General features: G+C 43.7%; 7 protein-coding genes. All 7 read right to left on the bottom strand.

Going from position 1 to position 12,586, the window contains the following annotated elements; translation table 11 throughout:
- Positions 1 to 79: 79 nt before the first annotated feature.
- Complete coding sequence (locus ACAW68_03960) at positions 80 to 1,057, bottom strand: 1,4-beta-N-acetylmuramidase (protein XGA16721.1); 978 nt, start codon at positions 1,055 to 1,057, stop codon at positions 80 to 82.
- A gap of 175 nt (positions 1,058 to 1,232) precedes the next feature.
- A complete protein-coding gene (locus tag ACAW68_03955; protein XGA16720.1) occupies positions 1,233 to 3,200 on the bottom strand; it encodes an LTA synthase family protein in 1,968 nt (655 codons plus the stop codon).
- Between the two features lie 250 nt (positions 3,201 to 3,450).
- Positions 3,451 to 5,715 (bottom strand): GDSL-type esterase/lipase family protein, encoded by a 2,265-nt coding sequence (locus ACAW68_03950; protein XGA16719.1) that lies wholly within the window; start codon positions 5,713 to 5,715, stop codon positions 3,451 to 3,453.
- Positions 5,716 to 5,903: 188 nt separating this feature from the next.
- Positions 5,904 to 7,838 (bottom strand): GDSL-type esterase/lipase family protein, encoded by a 1,935-nt coding sequence (locus ACAW68_03945; protein XGA16718.1) that lies wholly within the window; start codon positions 7,836 to 7,838, stop codon positions 5,904 to 5,906.
- 176 nt (positions 7,839 to 8,014) lie between these two features.
- Positions 8,015 to 9,475, bottom strand: coding sequence for a polysaccharide biosynthesis C-terminal domain-containing protein (locus tag ACAW68_03940; protein ID XGA16717.1), 1,461 nt, complete (start codon positions 9,473 to 9,475; stop codon positions 8,015 to 8,017).
- Between the two features lie 86 nt (positions 9,476 to 9,561).
- Complete coding sequence (locus ACAW68_03935) at positions 9,562 to 11,466, bottom strand: NlpC/P60 family protein (GenBank protein XGA16716.1); 1,905 nt, start codon at positions 11,464 to 11,466, stop codon at positions 9,562 to 9,564.
- Positions 11,467 to 11,554: 88 nt separating this feature from the next.
- On the bottom strand, positions 11,555 to 12,586 hold the full coding sequence (locus ACAW68_03930) for an acyltransferase (GenBank protein XGA16715.1): 1,032 nt from the start codon (positions 12,584 to 12,586) through the stop codon (positions 11,555 to 11,557).

Below are 12,586 nucleotides of genomic sequence, written 5' to 3'. Positions count from 1 at the left end.
TAATGATAACAAAAAAACTGGCAGTTATCGCATAACTCCCAGTTTAATTACAGAATATTACTATTATCGACAGTTCAGATTAGTACCAACCATGTGAGCGGATGTGACCCCATGCATTTTGGGGGTTACCGTAACGGTTTGCAATGTAAGCCAATCCAACACGTGCTTGTCCTTCAACAGACGTATCTGTAATACCCGTTGTTTGGAAGAAGCCGAAGTATTGACCGTTTTGAGCGTATTGGTTCCAACCTGATTCATAACTAATCAACAAGTTCAAGTAGTATTGTTGATTGTGACCCCAACCATACCATGATTGGGCAAAGTTATTCATTTGGTCTTGCACTGAAGCAGAACCCGTACGCGTTACAACACCATTGCCATCAGCTGAATACGTTGCCCCATTCAATGAGAATTGCGTGTTCTTACGCATGTTAAACGTACCGTCATTACCGAAGTAGTATTGCTTACCACCAATGTTTACCAAACCTTGGGCAGCACGGCCGTCGCCACCAACCCAGTATGTGTTACCCCAAGCATATTCCCATTGGTTATCTTGACGCACACCATTTTGGAACCAGTAGTAGGCACCCATGTAGAAGCGGAATCCTGTGAAACGTGAACCGTTTTCCATCCACAACCATTGGCCGGCCGCTTGATCAAATACATAGCCATTTGAGCGACCACGCATGTAGAACGTGCCGTTGTCACCGAAGTTATATGCAACACCGCCAATTGAGTAGTGACCCTGTACTGAGCGACCATCGTTACCAACGTAATATGTCAGTCCCCATTCTGTTTCCCAGCTGTTTTCTTGACGCACACCATTTACAAAGTAGTAATATGCCCCCATGTAGTTACGGAATCCCGTATACTTTTGACCACCTTGGAACCAGTACCAGCCTGTACCGTCGTTCAAGTAACCTGTCTTTTGTTGTGATTGAATTGACTCAAGTGTATCGGCAGAAGCTTTAGTTTCAAGCATGTTACTGTTCAAAGCAACCAAACCCGCTGTCGCCGCCATCGCTGTTAATGATAACTTTACTCGTTTACTAACCACGTTCATCTCTCCCGTTTTTCGGTCTCTATTTTTAAATTACAAATTAAATCCTAATTACATAAAATTGTACCGGCCTAAAATAACAGTCCGTTAGACGTTATTTCGCAGTTTTGTGTCATAAATTTCACGTATGTAACAAAGGACCCAGAAACTAGGTTCCTGGGTCCTTTGGTGTCTATTTATTGTTTTTAAAGAACGACGTTTTACTTAGATAATTATCACCAATTGAGCTGTCATAATTTATCAGTTCTAAGTCATGCCAAAGCTTTTGTTGATGTGTTGTCAACTTATTCAACGGCTTTTCTTTACCATCAACCACAAACAGCGGATTACCTTCCGCATCATGTCGGTAAGTAATTGCCGTTGGCAACTTATTCGCTACTTCCGTTTGCAATGCAAAAAATGGCGTGACATTCATATTATTCACTTGCAACATCATCGAATTAAATTCATTTGGCGACACAACCGACTTATCAACCGTTTGCGATCCGTTTGCTGCCTTCGCAGCATCGTTCTGCCAGATAAAGTATTGTGTCTTATGCGCCTTGATTTCATTTTTCTTCTCAGAAGCTCTCACGAATGTAAAAATGCCTGGCCAGTGATCGCCATACCAAACTACAGTAACAGGCCGGTCCAATTCATTTAACGCATTAATAAACGAACGTGTTGCAAGATCGGTGTTGTACAAACCATTTAAGTACGTTGTGACTTGCTCATTGGTATTTTCTCCAGGCAAAGCCTTCGTTACCTTAATCGGTGCATTCTCTCCGGTATACGTCCCGTCGTAGTATGGCAAGTGATTCTGCATTGTTAGCAATTGCAAAAACTGACTCTCATCCTTACTCTTGCTAATCAAATCTAGCGTATCTTGGTAAGCCTCCGAGTCCTTAACATTACCCCCTTGGAACCAAGTGCCTAGGTGATTAAGTTGCCCATCAGTTTCCTTATCCGTCGTTAAAAACTTTTGCATGCCCATCTGATGGTATGCCCCCCGGCGGTTATACAAGCTACCGTTATACGGGTGTACTGTCACACTCTTATCAAAGTAAGACAGAATGCTTGGCATTTCGTTAACGTGTCCGGTCAATTGAACGTAAGGTGTATCCACTGCCGGGCTAAACGCAGACAGTGGCGTACCGGTTAACGTCATGTACTCAACATTCGCTGTTCCAGCACCATATCCTGATGATAACATTTTCCCAGACGCTGGCGATTCAGCTGAAATGTCTTCAATATTCGTTAGCGGATCTTGATTGATTTTAAGGCCCGGCACATTTTTAGGGTTCGTCAACGATTCCGACAAAACGTAAATAACGGTTTGACCATCAAAATTCGCATTACCACGACTTTCGTTAATCGCAGCCGCTTCTTTTTCGTACTTGTCGGCCAATTCTATCATCGTCTTTTTGGAATAATCGGCTGGTTCCGTCATAATAATTGCCTTTAAATTAGACGTGAACGTCATAATCGGACCATTGTACGCCGCATCTGCCGATGACGACCATGATTGTCTTGAACGATCAAAAACACCATAAAATTCTTCATACGATTCGGCTGGGATAAAGAAAGGCGTGACCACAACAGCCATCGAAACAAGCGACACAGCAATTCGTGTTTGTTCTCGTTTAAAGAACTGACCACCTACAAATTGAAAAAAACTTTGAACAGCTTTGGGCATAGCCGACAAGCGCCCTTTATTAATCAATCTGGCGACAATTAGCAGCACAAACATCACAATGATGACGGCACCCAAACTAATCAGTGTCACTTTTAAAATCTGAGGATCAATCATCTTGGCTAATTTTGCACTTGAGCCAATCTCTGAAATATCAGCCGGAACAATTCCTTCATTTCGTAAACTTATTTTTTCATACTCAGCCACAACGAAAGCGACACCACTGGTTAAAAAGATTGCTAGCGATACAACAAAGCGATTGATAATCCCAACTAACATGGCAAAAAACGCAATAAGCCACAGCACTGAAAACCACAGCACCCTAGATTCAAAGAACATTGACCACGCCATCTCTTTTGCTTCTTTGTAGTCAGAAACAGTGTGCGGAGCACCCCACACTTGCCAAACTGCCGCCACTTGCAATGCATAAGTCAACGCCACTGCTAACAAAAAAGCGACAAGTAGCATAATAAACGCTCTGCTTTTAAGTATACGAACTACTTGTTTTCTCACTATAAAGTCTCCAATTTTGAAATTTAACAACTACACCGTCGAGTCATCTGCGCATCAACGGTTGCGAAAAATTCCATTTTTCTTCATTTAAAAAATAAAATATAAATACATATTATTCTTTTCAGTTAACGGTGTCTTGTTGATGGTTTTGCAATGTTATTACGAAAAAACAAAAAAGACCGGCCGGAGCCGATCAATTCATCTATTAACGTAGGTAGTATGTGCCGTCATTTCCAAAGAAATAACGTTGGCCATCAATTGTTTGCCATCCTTGAACTGCACGTCCATCCTTGTCAGTCCAGTACTTATAACCCCAAGCAGTACGCCAACCTTCATTTTGTCGAACACCATCTACGAACCAGTAGTACGTGCCCATGTAGAAGCGGAAGCCGGTGTACAATTGACCGTTCTCATACCAGCGGTAACCACCGTTGAACTGAGAACCGTCATACAAGTAACCACTCTTGGCACTGCTTGCGCTACCGTTATAATCACTTACATCACCAGTAAACTTCGATCCGTCAGCATTACGCAAGAAATAAGTGCCATCATTTCCAAAGTAGTAACTTTGTCCATTAATTGTTTGCCATCCTTGGACAGCACGTCCATTAGCATCCGTGTAGTACTTGTTACCCCATGCTTCACGCCAACCAGCATTTTGACGAACACCGTCAACGAACCAGTAGTACGTGCCAGTATAGTAACGGAAACCGGTGTAAAGGGTACCATCTTCGTACCAACGGTACCCACCGTTAGACTGTGATCCATCGTACAAATAACCGCTAGCTGTACCACGAAGGTTAAACGTACCATTCGTGCCGAAGTTGTAAGCTACACCATCAATGATGTAGGCATCACCTTGAACTGAACGACCGTCAGCACCAACGTAGTACGTGTTGCCCCATTCCTTCACCCAACGATTTTCTTGGCGAACACCATTGATGAAGTAGTAATAAGCACCATAATAGCTACGGAAACCGGTGTATAGTTGGCCATTTTCAAGCCAGCGCCAACCATCTGACGTGTTTAGATAACCTGATTCACCGCCACGAAGGTAGAAAGTGCTATCCGTTCCAAAGTCATAGGCCACGCCATTGATTTTGTAAGCCTTCCCTTGCACTGAACGCCCATCGGCACCGACATAATACTTCTTGCCCCATTGTGATACCCATTGATTTTCTTGACGAACACCATCTACAAAGTAGTAATAAGCACCATAGTAGCTACGGAAGCCGGTATAAAGCTGTCCATTCTCAATCCAGCGATAGCTATTATCCCCCATTTGAATGTAACCAGATTCGTCAGACTTGTATCGCTTATAGTACGTATTGTTATCACCGTAGTAGTTAACTTGTCCATTAACAACAACATAACCCTGAATCAACTTACCATCTGCACCAGTGTAGTAAGTCTTGCCATTTTCGGCAACTTCGCCAGCTTTCTTAGCTAGCACATTGGTCTTAGGATCGAACCAATAGTATACACCGTTAATCTTGGTTTTGCCGCTAGCTAGCGTAACGTTGCCTTTATCATCTTTCATACTATATTGGACATCACCGTTATCCAAAGATTGCCACCCAACTGATTGATAATTACTCGTTGTATCAGTTTCAGTGTTATCCTTCAAAAGGCCGGCATTAGCTTGCAAAAACTCAGCGACAACTGCTGACATCTTTTGATAAGTTTCGGCTGTTGGGTGAACAACCTTATCTCCTAGCGCATCAGGCGAACGGTCAATATCATACTTTGACCAGTCCAAAACCGGAATGTTAAAGCCTTTGTACACATCGGTCAATGCATCAGTTAGTTGGTTGTAACTGTATCCACCACCATGAACAGTATTGAAGTCACCGCCCAGGTAATCTGCAAATGGCAAAATACCATAAATCACAATGTTAGGATTTGCTGCTCGTAACGTGCGGATATTTTGTACCAAACGTTGTTGCACGTAACCTAAATTATTTCCGCTGTAATTTAGATCGTTAACACCTAGTTCAATAATGACAATTGGTTGTTGCTCAGCCTTAAAATCCGGATCAGCAATAACATCTGCAACTGTTTTCGTAAAATTGATTGGATTTGTTGAAGAACTTGGTCCAGAAATTTGAGAACCTGAGTGTGAATGTCCACGCTTAGAACTTCCATAATCCATTACCGGCTTCAAATTTTCTTCTGATGACCAAGAGTCGACCGTATTGCTGCCAGTGTAACCGACTGACAAAGAATCACCCAATGCCCATAGGTTTCGACCATCAAATGCTTGCTTAGTATGTGACGTATCATCAACCGGAACTTTTTGATCAGCATCTGGTTGAGTTGGCAATACTCCTTCAATCGCTTGTGTCGTTGTCAAACTTTCACGTGGCGTTGTACCCTCATCCGCAGATGCCATCTGCAACGATCCATTCACCAATAAACTTGTACTTAATGCCAACCCAGCAAGTAACAAGTTTTTCCCAACTTTTCCCATAACCTAACAGACTCCCCTTTTAATTAATGCTCTTATACAAAGAATAACAAGCAACGGATTAACGTCAACCTATTGATAAATTGTACGTATTTTTCATTACCATTTCGTAACAATTGCTAAACACCTATTCACACGGAAGTAAAAAATAAAGAACAGCACGCATGCTGTTCTTTACTAAAACCCTTAAATTATCGTAGGAAGTATGTACCGTTGTCTCCAAAAAAGTAACGCTTGCCGTCGATTGTTTGCCAACCTTGCACTGCGCGACCGTCCTTGTCAGTCCAGTACTTGTATCCCCAGGCTTCTCGCCAACCTTGGTTTTGACGAACCCCGTCAATGAACCAGTAGTATGTGCCCATGTAGTAACGGAAACCGGTAAATAACTTACCATCTTCATACCAGCGGTAGCCACCATTCTTCTTTGATCCATCATACACGTAACCAGATGTACGACTACGCTTATAGAATGTCCCGTTATTACCAAAGTCATAAGCAACGCCATTAATCATGTAGGCATTTCCTTGAACTGACCTTCCATCGCCACCAACGTAGTATGTGTTGCCCCATTCTGAGACCCACTTATTTTCTTGGCGAACGCCCTTCTTAAAGTAGTAGAACGCACCCATATAATCACGGAAACCTGTGTACGGCTTACCGTTTTCATACCACATCCAACCACTTGGTCCGTTTAGGTACCCAGATGCTGCACCTCGCAGGTGGAAAGTGCCGTTTGTACCAAAGTCGTATGGCACGTCATCAATAAAGACTGCTGAACCTTGCACTGATCGACCATCAGCACCAACGTAGTACTTGTTACCCCATTCTGAGACCCACTTGTTCTCTTGACGAACACCGTTGATGAAGAAGTAGTAAGCCCCCATGTAACTACGGAATCCAGTGTACAATTGGCCCTTTTCGAACCAGTACCAACCACCATTCAATGGTTGCAAGTAACCAGTTTGGTCATTTTGGCGCTTGTGGTACGTACCATTGTTACCATAGTAGTTAATCTTGTCATTAACCATCACTAGACCTTGAATCAACTTACCATCTGCACCTGTGTAATAACCCTTACCATTATGCGTCACTTCACCAGCGCGATTAGCCAATACACCTGTTTTAGGGTCGAACCAGTATGTGACGCCAGCAATTTTTTGTGGACCGGCTGCTAATTGCGTTACGCCATTAGTTCCCTTACCCAAACCATATTGCGCTTGGTCATTATCATTGTATTGCCAACCATTAGAATAAAAATATTTATTCTTATCCGTTTGAGCACCAGCAACTAAGGCATTGGCATTCTTATCCAAAAACTCAGCGACAATTTCAGACATGCGGGCATACGTACTGGCAGTCGGATGAACCGTCTTATCACCAAGTGCATCCGGTGAACGATCAATATCATAATCAACCCAATCCAAGACCGGAATGTTGAAACTTGTATAGACTTCCGCCAAAGCATCAGTTAGTTGATTGAAGCTGTAGCCACCACTATGAATGGTGTTAAAGTCACCACCTAGATAATTTGCAAACGGCAAAATACCATAGATAACAACATCCTTGTTTGCAGTTCGTAACGTTCGAATGTTCTTTGACAGTCGCTCCTGCACATAGCGCAAATTATTTGAGCTATAGTTCAAATCATTAACGCCCAATTCAATCATCACAATTGGTTGCTTTTCAGCTTTAAAATTTGCATCGTTGATAACTTGTGAAACTGTCTTCGTAAAGTGTACCGGCTCTGCTGAACTTGTTGAACCAGCAATCTGCGAGCCAGAATGCGCGTGGTTGTTGTACAGCTGGTCAAATGTCATATTATTGGCAAGATTCACTGACCACGATGGCACGGTTGACATACCATCATAGCCGACAGATAGTGAATCACCCAACGCCCATAAATTACGACCAGCAAAAGCTGTCTTTTCACCCGACTTGTTTGCAACAGTTGCTTGACCCGAAGTTGATGCAACAGCCGTAATCCCTTCAATCGCCTGCGTCGTCGCTACTGTTTCAGTCGCCGGCACAATCGTGTCAGCAAATACTGGCTGACTCGTACCCGCAAGTACCCCACCAGCACTCAATACCAAAACAGCCATCAGTAGCTGTTTGCGTGTATCTCCCATGACTAGAAAATACCTCCCTAAAAATTCGATATGTATCAGAATACGGGGCGGTTTTAACCAATTTTCTATCAATATGTGAATATTCTTGGTTGCTTACAAAACGAAAATGAACTGAAAAGGCATGTTAGCAAAACGCTAACATGCCTGAAACATAATCTATTTATATGACGTTGCTGTTACGCGCGGTGAAGCTTCCCCTTCACGAAATCAATAATGATACCAGCGAAGTTCGTCTTCAACACCACGATTAAGACTGCATAGATAATACCACCGATGGCAATTTCAATCATTGACCACAAGGCCGTTGCTGGCATCGCCAATTGAATCGGCCATACGACGATGAACATGGCTGCGCCCGCAATGAAGTACTTCCAAACACCACCAAACAATTGGTGCATGTCCAAATCTTTACGGACAACCCAAATTTGATAAACCGTTACGATCAACTCTGACAAAGCCGTCGCATAGGCCGCACCATACAAGCCCCACAACGGAATGAACCCGAAGTTCAGCACAATATTAACAACCGCACCTAATGTTACAGACACCGTGTAATCACGTACGCGGTTAACCGGCATCAAATATTGTGTGCCAATCACATTACTCCATGCAATGAACAAGATGATTGGTGATAAGAATGCAATCGTCACACCAGTTGGCGCAAACGGTTGACCCAAGAACCACAAAATCAACTTTTGTGACACAGCGGCCATACCGAACATCAAGGGCACCGCCAAAGCCGTCACAAAGTCCATTGAACTGTAGATTGCCTTGTTAACGCCCTTATGATCACCATTCGCAAATTGGTTCGCGACACGCGGCAACATCACCGTCCCCATCGCCGTAACCAAAGCCAATGACACCTTAACAATCTTATCAGCATTGTCATAGAAACCTGACAAGTCAGCTGAACCGTGTGCCAACATTGGCAACATCGTCTTGTTCAGTTGCAAATAAATTTGTGTGGCAATCGTTGGAATGAACATCGCCACTGTTGGTCCCAAGTGGCGCATGATTTGCATGTCAGACCACTTTGGCAGCTTTACCTTACCAGGCAAGTAGAACCACATTGTGATGTTTCCAATCACTTGCGTCAATGCCAACAGCAAGATGTACTTGTTAACGTCGTGACTTGACTTAACCAAAACGAAAATCAAAATCACCATGGCAATTTTAACCAAAGAATTACGGACAACCGTCTTCTTAAAGTCTTCAAGTCCCATGAAGTACCATGAAATATCCAAGATACCTGAGACAATCACCCACCCTTGTAGAATCAATTGTGGATAATACTTATGGAATTCGTTAGTCATCACTTGTGACATGCCAAATATGAACACGAAGTAAATGATTAATGCAATGACTCCGACGATGATATGTAGGATTTGGATTTCCCAGAAACGCTTATCTCGTTCAGCGACATCATCACGAACATACGCAATTTCACGTTGACCGTACAGGGTAATTCCCAGCGTTGCTAGCAACAAGAAGTACGTCACAACGGAATTTGTCCAAGCTTGGATACCAACACCTTGCGTACCCAAAACGTGCGCTAGGTAGGTCATCGTAAGCAACGGCGCGATCACCGTCAACAACTGATACCCTACGTTGTACAAATAATTTTTAACAATTTGCATGTTATTCACCTAATTTACATAATTAAAAACACTTCTTCCAGTTTAGCACGGAAGAAGTGTTTTGAGTATGCTATTCCAATACCCGCCTAGCCTTGCACACGGCGTGTTGCCCATGTGTCAGCGATTGACGCCCATGAATAACGTGCATCATGTTGGTTAACGATATCATTCAAGTGTGACACGCCAACCCCACCAGTTGGTGAGTTTGGCGAATCATGCAAGAAGTAGCCGCCACCAAGGTATAGACCCACGTGACCCAAACTACCGAAGAAAATCAAGTCACCACGACGCAAGTTACCCCAGTTAACGCCACGGCCACGGTTTACTTGTGAGTAAGTCGTTGTGTAACCAACCGGCTCCAACGTTAACCCTGCGTTGGCATATGACCAGTGCACGAATGATGAGCAATCAAACTTGCGACGCGCAATTGACCAGTCGTTACGCCCACCACCCCAAACATATGGCGAGTGACCAACCAACGTTGAACCAATGTTGATGGCGTTATCAATTGTCCAGTCGACTGTCACGTGTCCTGAACCATTTGCCCAGTAACGGTTACCGTTTTCATAAACGTGTTGGTTAACTGCCTTGGTGAACGTGCCACCGTGGAAGTAGTACAACTGACCGTACCAGTACTTGTATCCTGAAATCACACGTCCTGAGCCATCAAACATATACCAGTCGCCCCAACGCGCCAAGTCATATGAGTTCGTGTGCTTTGTATAGGTATTATGGTCGAAGTAGTAGTATGATCCAGCCCACTTCACCACGTCAGTCAAGATGCGACCGTCACCACCAAACATGTACCAGTCACCCCAGCGAGCCAAATCATATGAGTTTGTGTGCTTCTTAAACGTGTTGTGATCGAAGTAGTAGTACGTACCGGCCCAGTGATAAACATCAGAAACAATCTTACCGTCTTCACCGAACATGTACCAGTTACCATCTTGGGCTTGCACGTAATTGTGCTTCACCATTTGCTTTGTGTTGAAGTCAAAGAAGTAGTACGTACCATCAATCTTTTGACGACCAGCTTGCTTTACACCGTTCTTGTACAAGTACTTTGTCTTCGTGTTGTCAGCCATGTAACCGTTGGCTGCAACACCATTCACGTAGTATGTGTTGCCGTTATAGCCCGTCAAGACCACCCCGTTTTGGTAGAACTTACCATCAGAGTGCTTCCCTGTTAGCAAAACACCGTTCTTGTACACCTTGCCGTTCTTCGTACCGTTAAACTTAGCACCATTCGCGTACAAAACGCCATCCTTCGTACCATTGAACTTCACACCGTTCACGTACAAGATGCCGTTCTTTGTGCCATTATACTTGGCACCGTTTTCGTACAAAACGCCATCCTTTGTACCATTGAACTTCACACCGTTCACGTACAAGATGCCGTTCTTTGTACCGTTGTACTTGGCACCGTTTTCGTATAGAACACCATTCTTTGTGCCACTAAACTTCACACCGTCAACGTAGAGTAATCCGTCCAGCGTACCGTTGAACAAGACACCATTCTTGTACATCTTCTTATCGACTGAAGAAATCCCTGACAGCAACTTACCAGCCTCATACATCTTGCCATCTGCTTTGGCGATCCCCGTCAATACCTTGCCGTCTTGATAGTACAAACCGTCTTCCTTATTCACACCATCAGCAATTTCTGGCGTTGAAGGCACTGTTGGATTCTCTGGTGTTGTTGGGTTTTCTGGTTCAGCCGGCGCCGTTGGCACAACTGGTTGCGTTGGCACTGACGTTGGCGTTTCCGCTTCATCATTTGGTGTCGTTGGGGCGACATCCTTTTCCTCTTCAACTGGTTGGCTTGGCACCTCCGGTGTTACCGGGTCCGTTGTCGGCTTGTTAACAAGTGCCGTTTCCGTTGAAACACCTTGATCAGCTGATACGGATGCGCCACCAGCTAACCCAATTCCGGCAATCGCTACTGCGGCAGCAACCCAGTGCTTGCCGACCTTGTACATCTTTTTACGCATGTTCTACTCCCTGAAAATTAAAAAAATACTCGATACGTATCAGAATACGCACCGAGTATTAAAAATTATCAGTTAATATGTGAAAATTTTAAGGCATCAAGCGGTTAATCACTGGAATCTTTTGCAATGCCAACGTAATTGCGATTGACAATACCCAGACAAACCATGGGAACACAATCATGTGCCACCACGATCCCGCTTGTAGGTGGTATGTGTTTTCCGCGATGTAAATAATAAACTCGTGGATAACATAGACACCGAGTGATGCACCAGACAGGCGCTTTAACCAGGCTGCCATCTTTGGTGATGGTTCCCAATTTTCTAACGCATCGCGAACATATACCCAGATACCGAGTGGCAAAAAGAAGCCCCCAATACTGAAGATGCTGTAGACTGCGTTAATCGTCTTACCGGCTTGGTGTGACATATATACGGTCAACCCTAGCATAAACAAGAATGCTAGCACACTACCAAGTGCATACCACTTCTTTTGTGACTTTGCTGGTGGAAATTGTTGCAAATACCAACCGGCAAAGAAGAAGCCAATTCCCGTCGACATAATTAATGGCATGTTTGAGAAGAAGGAATCAAGCGGCGTTGCACGCAACGAATGCGTGTAACCCACGATACCAACGCCCAAAACAAACCAAGCGATTACGTACAATACCGTCTTCTTATTCTCGCGCGTCGTAATCAATGACAAAAACGGCACTGCGAAGTAGAACGGAATAATAAAGTAAAAGAACCAGAACACTGCTTGAATTTGACCATGCATCAACAAATCAAAAAAGTTACGGATACCCCAATCATGATTCAAAAAATAGAAATGATTAAAGATATACCAGATCAAAGACCAAGCTAAGAAAGGTACCAAGACCTTCCCTAAACGCTTTTTAAAGAACGTCTTCGTGTCATATCGCTCTCGATAATTCAGCAAGTTAGCGCCTGAAATCATAAAGAAAATCGGTACGGCCCAAATAAATGCGATTTGAATAACAACCGCAACACCCCAACGAAGTGTTGGCTCATAATTAAAAGCAAATTCGGATGTGTGCAAGAACATCACAGCCAACGTAGCGATGATGTTCAGTACATCCATATAATAATACCGACGCTTCAT

The sequence above is a fragment of the Weissella confusa genome (genome assembly GCA_041871065.1).
Taxonomy (GTDB): Bacteria; Bacillota; Bacilli; order Lactobacillales; family Lactobacillaceae; genus Weissella; species Weissella confusa_A.
The sequence above is the reverse complement of the archived record's forward strand: the minus strand, read 5'-3'. Positions and strand labels throughout refer to the sequence as shown.